This is a genomic window from Microbacterium sp. BF1 (assembly GCF_019279095.1).
In the GTDB taxonomy this organism is placed as follows: domain Bacteria; phylum Actinomycetota; class Actinomycetes; order Actinomycetales; family Microbacteriaceae; genus Microbacterium; species Microbacterium maritypicum.
In genome coordinates, this window is the sequence record NZ_JAGYWT010000002.1 from 1 (window position 1) to 18295 (window position 18295).

Consider the following 18295-nt stretch of genomic DNA (forward strand, 5'->3'; position numbering starts at 1 on the left):
CGAGCATGGGTAACGTAAGACATGAGGACCTCTGTCGATCGAATGAGTGTGGTAGCCCATATCGATACCGGAGGTCCTCACCTCATTCCATCAGGCCACGCTGCCCACAACCTCCTTGGGAAGAACACCTAGGCTTCGGGGCCATGGGCATCGGCCTCACGTTCTTCGGCTGGGGTGTCGCGCTCGCCGTCACCAGCGTCTGGGTCGCACCGCTCCTCATGCGCCGGATGGCCCGCACCCGCATCATCCTGGTCGTGCTCCCCCTGCTGGCGATCGATCTCATCGCCGCGGGACTCCTGGTGGCGAACGCCGCCGCGCTGGTCGCCTGCATCGTGGTCGGCGGACTCCTCCTCGGCGTGATGAACACCGTGCTGACCGAAGCGGTGATGGAGGCGACCGACCTCCCCCGCTCCGTCGCCTCCTCGGCATACTCGGCCGTCCGCTTCCTCGGCGGCGCGATGGCTCCCCCGATCGCGGCGTTGCTGTGGCATGCGTTCAACGCGACGGTGCCCTACCTGTTCGCCGCCGCCTCGGTGCTGCTCGCCGCCCTCAGCGTCCTCCTCGGACGCCGGGCACTGGCCCACATCGACGACGAGCCCGCGGACACCACGACGGAAGACGCCGCAGCGATCCTCGTCGGTGACGCATCCTGAGTCGGCACGGCCGAACGCTCCTTGGATATCGTGGGGCGATGAGTGAAACGGCTTCTCTCCCCGAACGCAGCAGGATCGTGCAGCGACACCTCGTGGAAGCGGGCATCGACACCGTGATCCGTGTGCTCCCCGATTCGGCGCGCACGGCGGCGGAGGCCGCAGCGGCGATCGGATGCGAGGTATCGGCGATCGCCAACAGCCTCGTGTTCCTCGCCGACGGCGTGCCAGTTCTGGTGATGACCAGCGGCGGACACCGCGTGGATCTCGTCACCCTGACGAGCAGTATCGGGGTGGCCGAGGTGGCCATGGCCCCCGCGTCAGTCGTCCGCTCTGCCACGGGCCAGGCGATCGGTGGCGTCGCGCCCGTCGGACACCCCGCACCGCTTCGCACCTACATCGACGAAGACCTGCAGCACCACGAGACGCTCTGGGCGGCCGCGGGGCACCCTCACACCGTCATGCCGTTGACCTTCGCACAGCTCCGCACCATCACCGACGGCTCGGTCATCTCGGTGGCCTGACTGGCGCAGCACCACGGTCCCTCGCGAGCCGCAGGCACCCGCGGAAACGGCGAGGCCGGCGCCCAGGAGCGGAAGCTCCTCGGCACCGGCCTCGTGCGATCGATCAGTCCTGGGTGACGCGCGCACGAGCGCGCACGGCTCCGAGAACGGTGAGCGCCATACCGAGCACCAGCGCCGCGCCCCCGGCCCAGAGCATCCCGGCGGGTACATTCCCTCCGGTGGTGGCCAGCGACGATCCACCCGTGAGCGGCAGCTCGGTCGGTGGCGTGACGACGGTCGGCGGTGTCGTCGGCGGAATCACCGGCGGCGTCGTGGTGGCTGTGTTGGTGAGGGTGACTGCGAGCGTGGTGCCGGTTCCGACGGTGAGCTGAGCTCCCCCATCGGCCAGCGCGGTGACCCCGGTTCCTGAGAACACGGGCGCACCCCACTCGATTCCGTCGAGGGCCGGCGGAGTCAGCTCCGACAACGTCACCACGGTCCCCGCCGGCAGGTGGATGAGCGGCGCAGTGGCCCCGGCCGTGACGGTGACGGTGCGTTCGACGACCGGATCACCATAGCTGTATCGCACCGTGTACTCGGCATCGGCCGGCACGCCGGACGCACCGGATCCGCCGACGAGCTTGGTCACGGTGAACGCACCGGTCGCGTCACCGTCCCCGGTCCCTCCGCCCGTGACCGTCCACGCCCTCGTCTCCTCGAGCTTGACGCCGTTGACGTCGGCCGTGTTGGCGAAGGTCGCCCCGTCCGCCTGCGAACTCGGCACGGTGAAGTACTTCACGAAGTACATCCGCGTCGGGTCGACCGGTCCAGGGATCTCGAGGTGGAAGGAGGTTCCGTCGGCGTTCCAGGATCCGGTCCAGTTCGTGATCGGCTGCGGATCCTGGTCCTGCATCGTCGTGCTCCACACCACGAGCTGACCGTCTTCGTTGTGATGCTCCGCGAGCCCGTCGCCCGCACCGGTGAGGGTGTCGTCGACCACGATCGACTCCGCACCCTCGAAGCTCGCACCGGGCAGCATCAGCTGCCACGCGATCCTGCCGTCAGCGGTCTGCCACGACCACTTCTGCGGGTCGGTGGGCAGCGGCGAGGATGGACCGATACCGCCACCGGGGATCTCGACCGGCGTGATGGCGCCGTCGACCGTGAACTCCACCGTGCTCTCCGTCGTCTGCTCGTCAGCCGAGGCGACGAACCACAGCGATCCGGTCACCCCGGTGCGGCCGTTCACGTAGTCGGTGAGCGTGCATGTCACGACCGGAGAGGCATCGGAGCTCACGGTGCACTCAGCGATCGGCTTGCTCGAGTCCTCGGCCGAGGGCACGGAGAACGTCGTCCCGGCGCTGGCGAACTCCTTCGGGAGCGTGAATCCGAAGGTCTGACCGCCGACGGCCCCGTCCGGCACCGCCCAGTCGGCGTCGACACGCACCCGGTCCCACTGCGACACGCCGCCACCACCGCCCACGGTCGTCACGGTGATCGACGACGGATCGATGGCCGCGGGATAGTCGTACTCCGCCGCCGAAGCGGCCCCCGCCCCCGCGAGAGTGATCACGGTGGTGAGCACTGCTGCCGCGGCGATGATCGCGGTCGTCTTTCGGCGCACGCCGGCGCCGCCTCTTCTCTCGTGCAAGATCTTCCCCAGTTTCTTGATGGCCCCACTCCTCCGGCGCGGCTGCTGCGCAGCTGTGCCTCCGAAGGCGCGAGGCGTGTGTCCCCACCTGAGAGACCACGTCGGGACCGATCCATTACGCGATACCGCCGGATTCCCCACACGGAACCGACTCGGAACCACGACGGGATCGACGACAGCGCTGCAGGAGCGGAGGCAACTGGCTGCACCGGACGCGACCGGAGTCGGACTCGACGTATCGCGTGACGCAGCACAGAAAGCAGAAAAGCCCCGGTAGATGGCGAGATCTACTGAGGCTATTCCGTGCACCCCCTCGGACTTGAACCGAGAACCCACTGATTAAGAGTCAGTTGCTCTGCCGATTGAGCTAGAGGTGCGTGGCCCGGGATAACCCCGACCGAGGAATTACATTACCAGCCGACCGGGTCCATGTGAAATCGAGCTCGGACCCCGGGCGCGCCGCCCCGGAAACGGCGTCGAAACATGGCCTTTCGGCCCTCCGACGGCGTGGACCCGACGACTATTCTTAGACCGTGACCACCTCCCCCCACGCTGAAGCCCTGCGCCACGACCTCGAGCTCGCCCTCCGCCTGGCCGATGCCGCCGATGCGCAGTCGCTCCCCAGGTTCGATGCCTCGGACCTCGAGATCTCGACCAAGGCCGACAACTCCCACGTGACGGACGCCGATCTCGCCACCGAGCGTGCGATCCGCAGCATCCTCGAGACCGAGCGTCCGGAGGACGGCATCTTCGGCGAGGAGTTCGGCGCTCAGGGCAGCACACAGCGACAGTGGATCATCGATCCGATCGACGGAACGGCCAACTTCCTTCGTGGCGTCCCGCTCTGGGGCACGATGATCGCACTCGCGATCGACGGCGTCCCCCAGATCGGTGTCGTCAGCATGCCGGCGCTCGGACGACGCTGGTGGGCATCAGAAGGACAAGGCGCCTGGACGACCGTCGAGGGCGAAGCGCGCCGGCTGCGCACCTCGTCCGTCTCCTCTCTCGACGACGCGAGTGTGAGCTTCCAGAGCATCGCGCAGTGGGCGGAGGCCGACCGCCTCGACACGCTCCTGACCGTCGCTGAACGAGTCTGGCGCGACCGCGCCTACGGAGACGTCTACTCCTACATGCTCCTCGCAGAGGGGCGCATCGACATGGTCGCCGAGTTCGGCGTCAAGGAGTACGACATCGCCGCAGCGGTGCCGATCGTCCGCGAAGCCGGCGGACGGATGACGGCTGTCGACGGAACCGAGACGATCTCCGCGCGCTCGACACTTGCCACCAACGGAACCCTTCACGGTGACTTCCTGACCCTGATGCAGAGCTGAACCGAACGACGAGGACCGCGATGAACTCCCGGATCATGTCCGCCGCTGCGGGCGTGCTGCTGCTCGCCGCAGCCCTCAGCGCGTGCTCCGCACCGGAACCACGGCCCTCGTCGACACCTGAAGCCGTCGACCCCCGCCCGACGGAGACCACCGCCCCCGTGAGCTCTCCGACACCCGAGGCGCCCGAAACGGAGCTGACCTGCGAATCGATGATCTCGGCGGGCACGGTCGCGGCCCTCGCCGAGGCCGGCTGGACGGCCGAGACGAAGGAGTTCGTCGCCGGGGGCGTCGAGCTGACCGAGGGGCTGCTGTGCTTCTGGGCCGACTACACCGTCGGCTCCGACCACGGGCAGCTCTACGGCTGGTCGGCCATCGACGACGCCGATGCCGCCTCCGCGCAGTCCGCTCTCCTCGCCGAGGGCTGGAAGCGCGAGGACGGAGCGGACGGTGTCTACTTCACCGAAGACCCCAGATACGCAATGGGTACGGATGATGACGGCTACGGGATGACCTACCTGTTCGGCAACGGCTGGGTGCGCCTCGCCGATACTCGGCAGGGGCTCATCCTCATCGAGTGGCCTCGCTGAGGATGAGCCGACGTCAGCAACCGCTACGGGGCCGCTGAGCCCATCGAGCTCTCGAGGATGCGTCCGAAGGTTCGCGACACCGGCGGAGTCCACAGCAGAACGATGATCCCGGCTGCGAACGCGGCGGTCAGGGCGGCTCCCCAGTCCCAGCGGTCCCCGAATACGAGCACGATCACGCTGAGCGCGATCGCGAGCCCGAGGAAAGATCGTGAGCATGAGGCGCGAGAGTCCGCTCCCCCGGCGGATGCCGGCGGCGACCGCGAAGACGAGGAGGCCGAACAGCGCGATGGCCGCCCCGGTGAGGGAGAACACCGAGGCGCTCACATCCGGGTCGTAGCGCCCCAGGAACACCAGGATGCCGAACCCGGTCGCCAGGGCGCCGAAAGCGTACGCCAGGACGGCGACCACGGTCATGATGACGCCGGCGACGACACGGGGAGCGGATACCGGCGGTTCGGATGCGCTGGTGGCGACGCTCGGATCCTTCCGCGGCGGCGGTGACAGCACGAGGCGGCGGTGCAGCAGCCGCACGACCTCGATCGCTGCGACCATGACGATCGTGATCCCGGTGAGCGCGACGGCGAGCTCCGGCCCGGGATCGACGAGCACGAAGAACTGTCTGGCCAGCGGAATGCTGAACACGGCGATGAGCAGGATGAACATCGCCCCCGCGACGGCCACCTTGAACCGATTGAGCGGGCGCGCGAGGACGGCCAGCACCCAGATGCCCACGACGGCGAGGATGACCGTGGCTCCTCTGTGCGCAGCTGCTCCTCGTGCACGCCCAGTCCGTGCGCGACGAACGTGTACCAGGTCAGTCCCAGGGCGACGACGATGCCCGAAGGGATCGCGAAGCTGAGCGAGCGCCGGAGGAACCCCGGGACGTAGCGCGCCGCGTTGGGCATGAGCGCGAGGAAGAACGCGGGGATGCCGATGGTGAGGCCGTCGGTGATGGAGAGCTGACGCGGCAGGAACGGGAACTCGAGGACGAATGCGCCGAAGATGATCGCCAAGAGCGTCGCATAGACCGTCTTGTTCAGGAACAGCATCGAAACGCGTTCGATGTTCGCGATGACCTGGCGCCCCTCGGCGACGACATCCGGCAGGTGCGAGAACTGCCCGTCCAGCAGCACGAGCCTTGCGACGGCCTTGGTGGCCGGCGATCCCGAGTTCATCGCGATCCCGATGTCGGCCGCTTTGATGGCGAGGGCGTCGTTGACGCCGTCGCCGGTCATCGCGACGGTGTGCCCGTGGCTCTGCAGCGCCGTGACCATGCGCTTCTTCTGCTCGGGGGTGACGCGTCCGAACACCGTGTGCCGGTCGAGCACGTCGGCGAGTTCGGCATCATCGTCGGGAAGCCCTCTGGCATCGAACCCTTCGGCGACGTCGAGACCGACCTCGCGCGCGATGGCTGCGACGGTGCGAGGGTTGTCGCCCGAGATGATGCGGATGCCGACTTGCTGGCGCCCGAAGTACGCGAGGGTCTGTGCGGCGTCGGGGCGCACCTGCTCCCGGAACGTGAGCACGATGATGGCCTTGAGACCCTCAGGGAGCCGCTCGGCATCGACATCGGCCTCGGAGAGCACCGCGTCGGCATGACCGAGGACCAGCGTGCGTCGGCCGGTCTCGGCCAACGCGGTCACGGTGCGACCGAGCTGCGTGGCCGACGACGTCGCCGCATCGCCGAACACCATCTCCGGCGCCCCCATGACCCATGTCCCAGGGACCTCGGCGAACGAGACCGCGCTCCACTTGCGTGCGGACGAGAACGGGATGTAGCCCGAGACGACGACAGGCGAGATCACAGGGTAGGCCGTTCGCATCGACCGTGCGGTCGCGTTCGCATCGGGCGACGCGGCGGACCACGCCAATACCGCCGCCGCGTCCTCCTCCTGCGGCGAGGAGAGCCCGTCGAGGCGGTGCGCCTCGTCGAACCCGATCTCGCCGACTGTGAGCGTGCCGGTCTTGTCGAGGCATACCACGTCGACGCGCGCGAGGCCTTCCACCGCCGGCAGCTCGTTCACCAGCACTTGCCTGCGGGCGAGCCGTGACGCTCCCACCGCGAACGCGATGCTCGTCATGAGCACGAGGCCGAGCGGGATCATCGCCGTCAACGACGCGATCGTGTTCACCACCGCCTGCACCCAGGCACCGCTCGAGAAGACCGTGGAGTAACCGCCGAGAACGATGATCTGCGCATTGAGGACGAGAAGCCCGACCGGGCCGATGATCCAGCTGACCCACTTCAAGACCCGATTGACCGATGTGCGCAGCTCACTGGAGACGAGAGAGAAGCGCTTGGCCTCACCCGCGAAGTGGTTCGCATAGGAGTCGGCGCCCACGCGTGTCGCGGTCGCGGTTCCTTCTCCTGCAACGACCACGGCTCCGGAGAGCGCGTCGTCGCCGGGCTGCTTCTCCACCGGGTCCGACTCCCCCGTGAGCATCGACTCGTCGATCTGGAGCCCCCGCGCGGTGAGGACCCGCGCGTCGGCCGGTACCTGCTCTCCGGCCCGGAACACGAGGACATCGTCGAGGACGACCTCTCCCGGCGCGACCTCGACCTCCTCACCGTCTCGGAGGACCAGCGCGCGCGGTGCGTTCATCAGCGCGAGACGGTCGAGTGCGGACTTCGCCCGGAACTCCTGCACGCACCCGATGATCGCGTTCGCGAACGCCGCGAGTCCGAAGAGGGCATCCTGCCGTCGCCCGACGAGGAACAACACGAAGAAGCAGGCGAAGACGATGCCGTTGAAGAGGGTGAACACGTTCGCGCGTACGATGCTCCACGCGCTGCGGCTGGTGTCGGCGACGAACGCATTGGTCTTGCCGGCGGCGACGCGTTCGGCGACCTCGGTCCTGGTGAGACCGCTCGTGGGTGGTTCCGAAGTGTTGTCCACAGACCTCAATATGGAGCGCCCCCGGCCGTTTTCGAGTGCGTCGCGATGCCATCGCGCCGGAGGGACGGCGCGGGGTCGTTATCGTGTTGCCGCCCCGACGCAGAAAGGCCCGCCTCCCCCAGTTTCCTGGGAGAGGCGGGCCTCATTCCTGTGTGACAGCGACGTGGTGGAGCTGGGGGGAATCGAACCCCCGTCCAACGCTGAGTCTCCACGCCTTCTCCGGGCGCAGTCTGTGAAGACGTTCTACTCGGCTCCGACCTTTGTCACAGACACCTAAGTCGACAAGCCCAGCCTGGGAAGAGTCCCACGTGACGTCCAGACGCCATCACGCAGCAAGATTCCTAGATGACGCCAGGATCCGTATCGGAATCACATACGGCCTGACGGACTATCGGGCTCGCTTATGCAGCGAGGGCGAAGTCGTTGCGCTTGGTTTCGGCAACTATTGTTTTGCAGAGAGCGTTTACGAGATAACTCTGCATCCTCGGCCCGCTTCTCGTGGATTCACAGGCGCTGTCGAAACCGATCAGCCCCGTGGTCCTTCTCTCGAAGGAGCCGCTGTCACACTGTGGAATTACCAGCCCGAGCGGTGAACGCCCGAGCATCACAGACTACAACGTTCTCCGCGGCTACGCCATTCCGCATCCGGTCCGACGGCTGGCGTAGAGTCGCCCCATGAGCGAAGTCACCGTCACCGTCCGCGGCGAGCACGAGGCGCGGGTCGCCCCTGAGCGCGCCACCATCCGCGTCGGAGTGCGTGCGGATGGGCCCGAGCGCACAGCCGTCGTCGAGAACGTGATGCGCCTTGCCGAACCTGTGCGCAGCAGCATCACCGACCGTGCGGACACGGGCAGCGTCGTCGAGTGGACGAGCAAGCGGCTCTCGGTGCGGGCCGAACGCCCGTGGAGCAACGACGGCAAGCGTCTCGCTCCCGTGTACTACGCGAGCATCGATTTCACCGCCACGTTCGCGGAGGCCTCCGACCTGTCCATCTGGGTCTCCGACATCTCCCCCTGGGACGGGGTCGAGGTGGGCTGGGTGGACTGGCATCTGACGACCGCCACGCGCGCGCAGATCGAGCGCGATGTGGCCGCCGCAGCCGTCGGTGTCGCGGTCACACGAGCCGAGGCCTACGCGGGCGCGCTCGGCCTGGATGAGGTCACTCCCCTGGAGATCGCCGACGTCGGTCTCATCTCCAGCGGACAGCCGTCACCGGGTGCTCCGATGCTCAAAGCGCGTGGTGGGGTGGCGTTCGCCGCCGACGCGGCACCGGCCATGCAATACGAACCCGAGGAGATCGTGATCTCCGCCACGGTGGAGGCGCGCTTCCTCGCCCGATGAGATCCGCTCAGCTCTGCGCGGCGAACGGAGCGAGTTCGGCGGCGAGACGCTCCGACACGCGAGCGTGCACAGCAGTGCCGTCCTCCGTGTGCTCCACGGAGAGGAGCATGCCGGACTCGTGGATCGCCGCGACCAGGTCGCCGCGATCGTAGGGGATCACGGCATGCACCTCGACGGCAGGCTTCGGGAGTGCTTCCTCGACCGCAGCGCGAAGTTCCGCGATTCCCTCGCCCGATCGTGACGACACGAAGTGGGCGTGGGGCTGGAGACCGCGAAGCACGAGCCTCTCGTCCTCGTCGATCAGATCCGCCTTGTTGAAGACGACGATCTCCGGGAGGTCGCGGACGCCGACATCGCCGAGCACATCTCGCACGGTCTGCAGTTGACCTGCCGGATCCGGGTGCGACCCGTCGACGACGTGGAGGACGACGTCGGCCTCGCCGACCTCTTCCAGCGTCGAACGGAACGCTTCCACGAGCTGATGCGGGAGGTTGCGCACGAATCCGACGGTGTCGGTCAAGGTGTAGACGCGGCCGTCCTCCGTCTCAGTGCGACGCACGGTCGCATCCAGCGTCGCGAACAGCGCGTTCTCCACGAGCACTCCCGCGCTGGTGAGCGCGTTGAGGAGGCTGGACTTGCCCGCGTTCGTGTATCCGGCGATCGCCACGGAGGGGATCGTGTTCCGCTTGCGCTCCGCGCGCTTGGCGTCACGGGCAGGACCGAAGTCGCGGATCTGCCGTCGGAGCAGAGCCATCTTGGTGCGGATCCGTCGGCGATCCAGTTCGATCTTGGTCTCACCGGGGCCACGGGAGCCCATTCCGGCGCCGCCGGCGCCCACCTGGCCACCGGCCTGGCGGCTCATCGAATCGCCCCAGCCGCGCAGACGCGGCAGCAGGTATTCGAGCTGGGCCAGCTCGACCTGGGCCTTGCCCTCGCGGCTCTTCGCGTGCTGGCTGAAGATGTCGAGGATCACCGTGGTCCGGTCGATGACCTTGACCTTGACGACGTCCTCGAGTGCGCGACGCTGGCTCGGTGCGAGCTCGGTGTCGGCGATGACGGTGTCGGCTCCGACGGCGGCGACGATGTCCTTGAGTTCCTGGGCCTTGCCTCGGCCGAGGTAGGTCGCGGCATCGGGGTGCGGACGACGCTGCAGCACACCGTCGAGCACGACCGCACCAGCGGTCTCCGCCAGCGCGGCGAGTTCCCGGAGTGAGTTCTCCGCGTCTTCCTGAGCTCCCTGGGGATATACGCCCACGAGGACGACGTTCTCCAGGCGCAACTGTCGGTACTCGACCTCGGTGACGTCTTCGAGCTCCGTCGAGAGCCCCCCGACGCGTCGAAGCGCATGACGGTCCTCGAGATCCCACTGCGCGCCGTCCGAGCTCGTGTGCGATGCCGTCGATTCATCCTGCAGCGCCTGCGCAGCGCCGAAGACGTGGACGTCCGAGCGCTTCTCCGCGTGCGCGAGCACACGATCGACCGTGTGGTCGCCGGTGGAGGGTGTGGTGGTCTCCGTCATCCGTTCCTTGTCTCTGGGATTTGTTGCGAGCCTTAACCTTAGCCCGCGCTGTCCGGTACGCTCACCGTATGGGGTCAGATCACTACTTCACTGCGGCCCCGGCAAGCCCCGAGAATCTGCGTAAGATCCGCGTATCGCTCGCAGGTCGAGAGCTGGAAGTCACCACCGCCGGTGGAGTCTTCAGCCCGGATCGTCTGGATGCCGGCACTGCAGTGCTCCTCGCCAACATGCCCCCGGTTCCCCCGGGCGGCGATCTTCTCGACCTCGGCAGCGGCTGGGGTCCGGTGACGCTCTCGATGGCCCTGGCCGCTCCCCACGCGACGGTGTGGGCCGTCGATGTGAACGAGCGTGCCCTCGATCTGGTGCGTCGAAACGCGGCAGCTCTCGGGCTCACCAATGTCAACGCATCTCTGCCCGACGATGTTCCCGAGCACGTCACCTTCCGCACGATCCGCTCGAACCCGCCGATCCGCGTGGGGAAGAACGAGCTGCACGGGCTTCTCGAGCGTTGGATCCCGCGCCTCGATGAGCGCAGCGACGCGTGGCTCGTCGTGCAGCGCAACCTCGGTGCCGATTCGCTTCAGCGATGGATCGGATCGACCTTCCACCCCGGCTACAGCGTCTTCCGCACCGCCACGGGCAAGGGCTACCGCATCCTCAAGGTACGCAAGCACGGAAACCCGCCGACGGAGCCGATCATCCTCAGCTGAGCCCGCGGTTCTCCGATTCTCGGTGGCACCCGAGTCGGGTGCTCAGGCGAGGTCGACCTCGCCCTGGAACACGAGCTGCGCGGGCCCCGAGAGGGCGACGTGCTCGCCGTCCTCCGCAGGGAACATGCGCACGCCGAGCGTACCTCCCGGCACCTCGACCTGCCAGTTGTTCGGAGCCTTCTCGCCCGCCCAGTACCGCACCGCCAGGGCTGTCGCGGCGACCCCCGTGCCACAGCTGAGCGTCTCTCCCACGCCACGCTCGTAGACGCGCATGCTCACATGGCCGATGCCGTCGCGGACGAGCGGTTCACCGGGAACCACGAACTCGATGTTGGCGCCCGCGGGAAGCAGCGGGTCGAGGTCAGGCGCGCGGTGCAGCTCCAGAGACGCGAGCTCGGCCTCCGAGGCGAGGGCCACAACGACGTGCGGGTTACCCACGTCGATACCGAGCCCCGGCCGGGTGACGGACAGCCCGTCGACGCGTACGAGCGGGTCGTCACCGGAGAGCTTCCAGCGACCGAGATCCACCTGGTATCCGGTGGCGCTTCGGGTGACGTCGCGCACACCCGCCCTCGTGCCGATCGGCAAGGTCGAGCCGGGTTCGATCGTCGCGAGACCGGAGCGCACGAGATAGTGAGCGAACACGCGGATGCCGTTTCCGCACATCTCGGCGATCGATCCGTCGGCATTGCGGTAATCCATGAACCATTCCGCCTGCGGCTCCTCATCAAGGGTCGCACCGCCTTCGGGAATGGCCGAGGACCTCACGACGCGAAGGATTCCATCAGCGCCGATGCCGAAATGACGATCGCACAGCACCGCGACCTGCTCGACGGTCAGATCGAGCTCGCCGTCCGGGTCAGCGATGATGATGAAGTCGTTGCCCGTGCCGTGACCCTTGGTGAATGCGACCATGGCTCCAGTCTAGGGATCACGCACGACCACTCAGTGCCGCGCGAGTCGGTAACGCCCGCAGAGGAAGTTGCGGTTGCGAGCCACCTCGAGCAGCTCGAGGTCGAGCCTGCGCGGAAGCAGTGGAGCGCCCGAGCCGAGCGTCACCGGTGCGTACTGCACCCACACTTCGTCGAGCAGCCCCGCGTCGGCGAACTGGCCGGCCAGGTCTCCCCCGCCCACGACCCAGAGATCCTTCCCCTCTGCCGCCTGCACCATCTCTGCATGCACCATGCTGACATCGGCCTGGGTCAGTCTGACGTCAGCACCGGCCGGCAGCTCCAGCTCACGGTGCGTGAACACCCACGTGGGCTGCGTGTAGCCCCACCGTCCCTCCTCGTGGCGCATCACCCACTCGTAGGTCGACGACCCCATCGCCAGAGCTCCGATGCTGCGCTCGAACCCTGTGTACGCCATCGGTCCGTCTTGGTCGATGTCCTGCGTGAGCAGCCAGTCCAAGGAGTGCTCCTCGGTGGCGATGAACCCGTCGAGACTGGAAGCGGTGTAGAAGTGGGTCTTCGTCATGCGGCCAGCATCGCAGGAGGCACCGACATGGAGATGGTCAGGCGCGCAGGAGCGTGTCGGCCTCCGCCGGAGCATCCCACCATTCGAGGTCGGGATAGCGCTTGAACCACGACACCTGCCGGCGGGCATACCGCCGTGTGAGCGCCTGGGTCTGTGCGATGGCCTCGCGTTCGGTGAGGGACCCCTCGAGCTGGGCGAGCGCCTGCGCATAGCCGATCGCACGCGGCGCCGTCGTACCGCGTTCGAGCCCCCGTGCGCGTAGCTCCTCCACCTCGGTGAGGATCCCGCCGTCCCACATGCGCTCCACGCGGGCATCGAGGCGCTCGACGAGAGCTGCGCGGTCGACGCGGAGACCGACGAGACGCGTGTGCGGATGCCAGAGGACGGGACGTTCGGGGAGGGCCGCACCGTGTGTCGCGCTCCCCTGCTCGAGCACCTCGAGGGCACGCACGACACGACGAGGATTGCGCGGATCGACACGCGCGGCCACTTCGGGATCGAGTACGCGCAGACGTTCGAGCAGCTGCGCGGTTCCGTGGGTCTCGAGTTCCCGCTCGAGGCGCTCACGCAGTTCCGCATCGCGAGGAGGGAACCGGAAGTCGAACACGACGCTCGACACGTAGAGGCCAGAACCGCCGACGAGGATCGCATCACCGCCTCTGCGGTGGATATCCTCCACCGCAGCACGTGCCCGGGGCTGGTACCACGCGACGGCCGCGTCCTCATCGGCCTCGAGGACGTCGAAGAGGTGATGCCGAACGCCCCGCCGCTCGCCCATCGGCACTTTGGCGGTGCCGACATCCATTCCGCGATAGAGCTGCATGGCGTCGGCGTTCACGATCTCGGCCGGATTGCCCTGCTCCCGCAGCGCCTCCGCCAGGTCGATCGCGAGATCACTCTTGCCGGTGCCGGTCGCCCCGACGATCGCCCAGAGTCGTGGTCCGGTCACACGCGGACACGCAGCGTGGGCAGCCCGAGCGAGACGGCCTTCGGCCCTCCGTCGCCACTCGGAGCGGGAACGGCGCACGACTCGGACTGCGAGCGGTCCCAGGCGTCTCCACCGCGAGTGCGACGGATCTTCAGCGGCGCCCCCGTCGGATCGTCGGCCAGCAGATGGAACGGGGCGCCGTGCGTGACGGTCACGGTGACGACATCACCGGGGCGGGGCAGCTCAGAGTATTCCGTGACCTCGAAGTGCACGAGCCTGTTGTCTTCGGCACGCCCCGTGAGGCGGTGGGTCTCGGTGTCCTTCTTACCCTCGCCCGTGGAGACCAGGACTTCGATCTCGCGACCGACCTGCTTCTGGTTCTCCTCCAGAGAGATGCGTTCCTGGAGCGCGATCAGGCGGTTGTAGCGCGCCTGCACGATCTCCTTCGGCACCTGGTCCTCCATCGTCGCGGCGGGCGTGCCCTCGCGGATCGAGTACTGGAAGGTGAAAGCGCTGGAGAAACGAGCCTGCTCGACGACCCGCATCGTGTCCTCGAAGTCCTCCTCGGTCTCGCCGGGGAAGCCGACGATGATGTCGGTGGTGATGGCGGCATTCGGGATGCGGGCGCGAACCCGGTCGAGGATCCCGAGGAATCGCTCGCTGCGGTACGAGCGGCGCATCGCCTTGAGGATGCGGTCGCTTCCCGACTGGAGCGGCATGTGCAGCTGCGGCATCACGTTCGGGGTCTCGGCCATGGCGTCGATCACGTCATCGGTGAACGCCGCAGGATGCGGGCTCGTGAATCGGATGCGCTCCAGCCCCTCGATCTCGCCAGCCGCCCGCAGCAGCTTGCCGAATGCCCGACGATCACCGAACTCCACCCCGTAGGAGTTCACGTTCTGGCCGAGGAGCGTGACCTCGATCGCGCCGTCTTCGACGAGGAGGCGGATCTCGTTCAGGATGTCGCCGGGACGTCGATCCTTCTCCTTGCCGCGAAGGCTCGGCACGATGCAGAAGGTGCACGTGTTGTTGCATCCGACCGAGATGGAAACCCAGCCACTGTGTGCAGAGTCGCGCTTGGTCGGCAGTGTGGAGGGGAAGACCTCGAGCGATTCGAGGATCTCGAGTTCGGCGTCGCCGTTGTGCCGTGCGCGCTCGAGAAGCCCCGGGAGCGAGCCCATGTTGTGCGTGCCGAACACGACGTCGACCCAGGGGGCCTTGTCGAGGACCGCCTGCTTGTCCATCTGCGCCAGACAACCGCCGACCGCGATCTGCATACCGTCCTTGCGCCGTTTGACGGATGCGAGGTGTCCGAGCGTGCCGTACAGCTTGCCCGCGGCGTTGTCGCGGACCGCGCACGTGTTGATGATCACCACGTCGGCTTCGGCGCCGTCGAGCGCACGTACGTAGCCCGCGCTCTCCAGCGACCCCGAAAGACGCTCGGAGTCATGCACGTTCATCTGGCACCCGAAGGTGCGCACTTCATACGATCGCTGTCGTCCGTCGTCGTCGACGGCTGCCGAGGACGCGCCGATGATCGTCGGTTCACTGCGCGGGATAGTCATGATCACCCCATTGTACGAGCCGCTGCTGAGCAGGGGCGTGTCGCCACCTCAGTCGGAATCGACGAAGCGGACGCCGGAGGTCGGACCGCCGAAGGAGGACTCCCGCAGCGCGGACTTCGCGGCCTTCATCGCCACAGATCCGTTGTAGCCGCGACGGGAGAGCTGGCCCACCAATCGCCGGAGAGCCGTGTCATGGTCGAGCCGCCCCATCGATCGCGCCTTGCCTCGTGCGAACTCGAGCGCGCGTTCGTCATCATCGTCAGGCAGCTCGTCGAGAGCAGCGTCGATCACGTCGCGCGGAATGCCCCGCTGGGCGAGCGCGCGCGACAGGGCCACTCTTCCCTGGCCCTTCCGTTCCACACCCGACGTCACGAGGACCCCCGCGAGAGCGGAATCATCGAGATAGCCACGACGACAGAAGTCGTCGATCACATCGTCGATCATGCCGCTGTCGAGCCCCACACCCCTCAGCACCTGCCGCGACTCGGAGATGGACAACGACCGAGCCCGCAGCTTGCGCACGAGCGACTCTTCTGCAGAGACTCGGATCTCGTCGAGCGACGCCGTCTCTCCGCTGTCGATGCCGTCTCTCGGCTCGTCGCCGAGCGCACGGAGACGAGGAGCGGAACCTGCCGAGCGAGACGCTGTGGCAGAGCTGCCCCTGACTCCTCGTGCGGGGTGCCGATCGCTGGGTGTGCCTGCGTCGCTCTCGTCGATACGGGAAACCCCCGCGGGCGGCGCGTCCCAGGTCGTACGCCATACGGCCGCATCTCCGGTACGTGACGAAGGTTCTTCCGCCTCCTGGCCACGCTCCGGGTTCTGAGCCGGTCGCGTCGAGGCAGGCTTCTTCGATGCACCGCCGAAGAGAGGGATGATGGGGGCGACCCGATCCGGATCGCCCCCACGAGTGTCGTTCATCAGGCCGGACGACGCTCGGCGAGCTCGTCTGCAGCCGCCGGCACAGCCGCGCCGCCGATGCCGAGCTTCTGCTTGATCTGCGTCTCGATGGCCAGCGCGATGTCGGGGTTGTTGAGCAGGAACGTTCGCGCGTTCTCCTTGCCCTGGCCCAGCTGATCTCCGTCGTAGGTGTACCACGAGCCCGACTTCTTCACGATGGCGTGCTCGACACCGAAGTCGATCAGGCTGCCTTCGCGGGAGATGCCGACGCCGTAGAGGATGTCGAACTCGGCCTGCTTGAAGGGCGGTGCCATCTTGTTCTTCACCACCTTCACCCTGGTGCGGTTTCCGACGGCGTCGGTGCCATCCTTCAACGTCTCGATACGACGGATGTCCATGCGGACCGAGGCGTAGAACTTCAGCGCCTTACCACCGGCGGTGGTCTCGGGCGAGCCGAAGAACACACCGATCTTCTCGCGAAGCTGGTTGATGAAGATCATCGTGGTGTTGGTCTGGTTCAGACCACCCGTGAGCTTACGCAGCGCCTGTGACATGAGTCGCGCCTGCAGACCCACGTGCGAGTCGCCCATCTCACCCTCGATCTCGGCGCGAGGGACGAGCGCGGCCACGGAGTCGATGACGATGAGGTCGATGGCCCCCGAGCGCACGAGCATGTCGGCGATCTCGAGCGCCTGCTCACCGGTGTCGGGCTGGGAGACCAGAAGTGCGTCGATGTCGACACCGAGCTTCGCGGCGTAATCCGGGTCGAGCGCGTGCTCGGCGTCGATGAAGGCGGCGATGCCGCCGGCGCGCTGAGCGTTCGCGATCGCGTGCAGGGTGAGAGTCGTCTTACCCGAGGACTCCGGTCCGTAGATCTCGACGATTCGACCACGCGGGAGACCTCCGACGCCGAGGGCGACGTCGAGGGCGATGGAGCCGGTGGGGATGACAGCCACGGGGGCACGCTCATCGCTGCCCAGCCGCATGACCGAGCCCTTTCCGAACTGGCGGTCGATCTGGGCGAGGGCGGTCTCGAGGGACTTCTCGCGGTCGGCGGGTGATGGCATGATGTGCTCCTTCTGCGCGCGTGATGCCGCCTGTAGGCTGTCGCGGCTCTCCCGGTTGGGAGAAGCTCTCCGACAAGGCGTAATGGCTCTTCGGCTCGCTTTCCACCGTAGGAGAGGCCACCGACATCGACGCCGCGAGCTCACATACCGTGGAGAACAGATTCCCTGAACCACTTGTGCAGAAGACTACGTCCGCTTCGAACAGATCTTCGACGACACGCCGTGGATCTCATCGCGTGTCCCGTAGGCATCGGACATCGAGGGACGGATCAGCGCCCGCGCGGCTCTTGCCTGCCGACGCCATGCCGCCTGTTCTCCGGCACATCCATCTCGGCGCACAGCGCCAACCAGATCTCGCGCGGTGGAGTGCCGTCGGCCAGCGCTTCCACAGCCGTACGGCCGCCGACGGCGCTGAGACCGAGGTCGTTCACCAGAGAGGAGGCACGCGCCTGGAACTCTGTCTCGACGGCGCGGAGGAACTCGCTACGACGCATCGTTGGTCTGACCGTGGTTCAGTGCAGCGAGAGCTGGGGTTCGATCGAGGCCACGAGGTCGTCCGGAACGACATCCGGGAACACCTGGATGCCCTCGAGCACGGAGATGCGATCTCCGACCTCGCGCATGATCGTCGAGATGGGAACGTCGAGCGCATCGGCGACGGATGCGAGGATCTCGCTCGACGCCTCCTTCTGCCCGCGCTCGACCTCACTGAGGTAGCCGAGGGCAACCGATGCCTTGCTTGCGACCTGCCGGAGCGTGCGCCCCTTCTGCAGGCGGAAGTCCCTCAGCACATCGCCGATTTCCTGTCGAACAAGAATCATCGGAACCTCCTCCCCATGTGATCGTTCGAGGTCTCCCCCGATGAGACAGCCAGTCTAGTACCCCTGGCCTGCACAGAATCTACCCCTGCACTCTGTGGTTTTAGTGTGAGCACAAGAGAGATAACCAGGCCGAGGGCGTCACTATTCCGCCACCACCGCGAGCACCTCTCGGAGTGCTGCCGCCACGGCCTGCGCCCGGATCGCGTCGCGGTCCCCGCTGAAGTGGAAGGCCGTGGTCCGCGACGCCACAGGGGTCACGACTCCGATGTGCACAGTGCCGACCGGCTGGCCGTCCGGGGAGTCCGGGCCGGCGATCCCCGTCGTCGACACGCCTACATCGGCTGGCGCGCCC

18 protein-coding genes, 1 tRNA gene, 1 other RNA gene and 1 pseudogene are annotated in these 18295 nt (G+C 67.2%); 6 read left to right on the forward strand and 15 right to left on the reverse strand.

Features of this window, described 5'->3' with window-relative positions; translation table 11 throughout:
• The first annotated feature begins 5 nt into the window (after positions 1-5).
• Together KZA10_RS00105 and KZA10_RS00110 are read left to right on the forward strand one after the other, a co-directional pair.
• Positions 6-653 carry an MFS transporter gene (locus KZA10_RS00105; protein WP_256934173.1) on the forward strand — a complete coding sequence of 216 codons (648 nt, stop codon included), beginning with the start codon at positions 6-8 and terminating at the stop codon, positions 651-653.
• A 38-nt stretch (positions 654-691) separates the two neighbouring features.
• Positions 692-1174: a YbaK/EbsC family protein gene (locus tag KZA10_RS00110; protein ID WP_167497467.1), complete on the forward strand. Its 483-nt coding sequence runs from the start codon at positions 692-694 to the stop codon at positions 1172-1174.
• Positions 1175-1277: 103 nt separating this feature from the next.
• Here the strand turns inward: KZA10_RS00110 and KZA10_RS00115 are convergent, their stop codons facing one another.
• Positions 1278-2777, reverse strand: a complete 1500-nt coding sequence (locus tag KZA10_RS00115; protein ID WP_218681863.1) for an Ig-like domain-containing protein — start codon at positions 2775-2777, stop codon at positions 1278-1280.
• 331 nt (positions 2778-3108) lie between these two features.
• Positions 3109-3181 (reverse strand) — tRNA-Lys (locus tag KZA10_RS00120).
• Between the two features lie 156 nt (positions 3182-3337).
• Between KZA10_RS00120 and KZA10_RS00125 the strand changes: the two genes are divergently transcribed.
• On the forward strand, positions 3338-4135 hold the full coding sequence (locus KZA10_RS00125; protein WP_127482461.1) for an inositol monophosphatase family protein: 798 nt from the start codon (positions 3338-3340) through the stop codon (positions 4133-4135).
• A 20-nt stretch (positions 4136-4155) separates the two neighbouring features.
• Complete coding sequence (locus tag KZA10_RS00130; RefSeq protein ID WP_218681864.1) at positions 4156-4722, forward strand: hypothetical protein; 567 nt, start codon at positions 4156-4158, stop codon at positions 4720-4722.
• Between the two features lie 23 nt (positions 4723-4745).
• On the opposite strand, the gene KZA10_RS17545 is transcribed toward KZA10_RS00130, so the two are convergent.
• The 3 genes and pseudogenes from KZA10_RS17545 to ssrA all read right to left on the reverse strand — a co-directional run bounded on the left by KZA10_RS17545 (position 4746) and on the right by ssrA (position 8153).
• On the reverse strand, positions 4746-4898 hold the full coding sequence (locus KZA10_RS17545) for a hypothetical protein (RefSeq protein ID WP_256934175.1): 153 nt from the start codon (positions 4896-4898) through the stop codon (positions 4746-4748).
• Positions 4899-5226: 328 nt separating this feature from the next.
• Positions 5227-7619: pseudogene (locus KZA10_RS00135) on the reverse strand (HAD-IC family P-type ATPase); the annotation flags it as partial.
• 164 nt (positions 7620-7783) lie between these two features.
• Positions 7784-8153: a transfer-messenger RNA gene (gene ssrA, locus KZA10_RS00140) on the reverse strand.
• A 141-nt stretch (positions 8154-8294) separates the two neighbouring features.
• On the opposite strand from ssrA, the gene KZA10_RS00145 reads away from it, so the two are divergent.
• The gene (locus KZA10_RS00145; RefSeq protein WP_141388020.1) at positions 8295-8960 is read left to right on the forward strand and encodes an SIMPL domain-containing protein; all 666 of its coding nucleotides are present in this window, start codon (positions 8295-8297) and stop codon (positions 8958-8960) included.
• 7 nt (positions 8961-8967) lie between these two features.
• On the opposite strand, the gene hflX is transcribed toward KZA10_RS00145, so the two are convergent.
• On the reverse strand, positions 8968-10479 hold the full coding sequence (gene hflX, locus KZA10_RS00150) for a GTPase HflX (protein ID WP_141388018.1): 1512 nt from the start codon (positions 10477-10479) through the stop codon (positions 8968-8970).
• 68 nt (positions 10480-10547) lie between these two features.
• Here hflX and KZA10_RS00155 point away from each other — a divergent pair, with 68 nt between their 5' ends.
• Positions 10548-11189 carry a class I SAM-dependent methyltransferase gene (locus tag KZA10_RS00155; protein ID WP_055868707.1) on the forward strand — a complete coding sequence of 214 codons (642 nt, stop codon included), beginning with the start codon at positions 10548-10550 and terminating at the stop codon, positions 11187-11189.
• A 42-nt stretch (positions 11190-11231) separates the two neighbouring features.
• Here the strand turns inward: KZA10_RS00155 and dapF are convergent, their stop codons facing one another.
• The 9 genes from dapF to KZA10_RS00200 form a co-directional block, all read right to left on the reverse strand.
• Positions 11232-12104, reverse strand: coding sequence for a diaminopimelate epimerase (dapF, locus tag KZA10_RS00160; RefSeq protein WP_055868710.1), 873 nt, complete (start codon positions 12102-12104; stop codon positions 11232-11234).
• A gap of 30 nt (positions 12105-12134) precedes the next feature.
• Positions 12135-12665 (reverse strand): dihydrofolate reductase family protein, encoded by a 531-nt coding sequence (locus KZA10_RS00165; protein WP_141388016.1) that lies wholly within the window; start codon positions 12663-12665, stop codon positions 12135-12137.
• A 37-nt stretch (positions 12666-12702) separates the two neighbouring features.
• A complete protein-coding gene (gene miaA, locus KZA10_RS00170) occupies positions 12703-13614 on the reverse strand; it encodes a tRNA (adenosine(37)-N6)-dimethylallyltransferase MiaA (RefSeq protein WP_218681865.1) in 912 nt (303 codons plus the stop codon).
• Complete coding sequence (miaB, locus tag KZA10_RS00175; protein WP_218681866.1) at positions 13611-15158, reverse strand: tRNA (N6-isopentenyl adenosine(37)-C2)-methylthiotransferase MiaB; 1548 nt, start codon at positions 15156-15158, stop codon at positions 13611-13613. The genes miaA and miaB overlap by 4 nt, the downstream gene beginning before the upstream one ends.
• Before the next feature lie 48 nt (positions 15159-15206).
• Complete coding sequence (locus KZA10_RS00180) at positions 15207-16076, reverse strand: regulatory protein RecX (RefSeq protein ID WP_218681867.1); 870 nt, start codon at positions 16074-16076, stop codon at positions 15207-15209.
• Complete coding sequence (gene recA / locus KZA10_RS00185; RefSeq protein ID WP_055868716.1) at positions 16076-17122, reverse strand: recombinase RecA; 1047 nt, start codon at positions 17120-17122, stop codon at positions 16076-16078. Before recA ends, KZA10_RS00180 begins: the two co-directional genes overlap by 1 nt.
• Positions 17123-17391: 269 nt before the next feature.
• Positions 17392-17616: a DUF3046 domain-containing protein gene (locus KZA10_RS00190; RefSeq protein WP_055868718.1), complete on the reverse strand. Its 225-nt coding sequence runs from the start codon at positions 17614-17616 to the stop codon at positions 17392-17394.
• A gap of 18 nt (positions 17617-17634) precedes the next feature.
• Positions 17635-17943: a helix-turn-helix domain-containing protein gene (locus KZA10_RS00195; protein ID WP_017830901.1), complete on the reverse strand. Its 309-nt coding sequence runs from the start codon at positions 17941-17943 to the stop codon at positions 17635-17637.
• 141 nt (positions 17944-18084) lie between these two features.
• Positions 18085-18295, reverse strand: a 211-nt coding sequence (locus KZA10_RS00200; RefSeq protein ID WP_218681868.1) for a CinA family protein, incomplete at its 5' end; no start/stop codon positions are given.

Coding starts and splice junctions, on each gene's coding strand:
- KZA10_RS00105 (WP_256934173.1), top strand. CDS start 6: ATGGGTAACGTAAGACATGAGGACCTCTGTCGATCGAATGAGTGTGGT.
- KZA10_RS00110 (WP_167497467.1), top strand. CDS start 692: ATGAGTGAAACGGCTTCTCTCCCCGAACGCAGCAGGATCGTGCAGCGA.
- KZA10_RS00130 (WP_218681864.1), top strand. CDS start 4,156: ATGAACTCCCGGATCATGTCCGCCGCTGCGGGCGTGCTGCTGCTCGCC.
- KZA10_RS00145 (WP_141388020.1), top strand. CDS start 8,295: ATGAGCGAAGTCACCGTCACCGTCCGCGGCGAGCACGAGGCGCGGGTC.
- hflX (WP_141388018.1), bottom strand. CDS start 10,479: ATGACGGAGACCACCACACCCTCCACCGGCGACCACACGGTCGATCGT.
- KZA10_RS00155 (WP_055868707.1), top strand. CDS start 10,548: ATGGGGTCAGATCACTACTTCACTGCGGCCCCGGCAAGCCCCGAGAAT.
- dapF (WP_055868710.1), bottom strand. CDS start 12,104: ATGGTCGCATTCACCAAGGGTCACGGCACGGGCAACGACTTCATCATC.
- KZA10_RS00165 (WP_141388016.1), bottom strand. CDS start 12,665: ATGACGAAGACCCACTTCTACACCGCTTCCAGTCTCGACGGGTTCATC.
- miaB (WP_218681866.1), bottom strand. CDS start 15,158: ATGACTATCCCGCGCAGTGAACCGACGATCATCGGCGCGTCCTCGGCA.
- KZA10_RS00180 (WP_218681867.1), bottom strand. CDS start 16,076: ATGAACGACACTCGTGGGGGCGATCCGGATCGGGTCGCCCCCATCATC.
- recA (WP_055868716.1), bottom strand. CDS start 17,122: ATGCCATCACCCGCCGACCGCGAGAAGTCCCTCGAGACCGCCCTCGCC.
- KZA10_RS00190 (WP_055868718.1), bottom strand. CDS start 17,616: ATGCGTCGTAGCGAGTTCCTCCGCGCCGTCGAGACAGAGTTCCAGGCG.
- KZA10_RS00195 (WP_017830901.1), bottom strand. CDS start 17,943: ATGATTCTTGTTCGACAGGAAATCGGCGATGTGCTGAGGGACTTCCGC.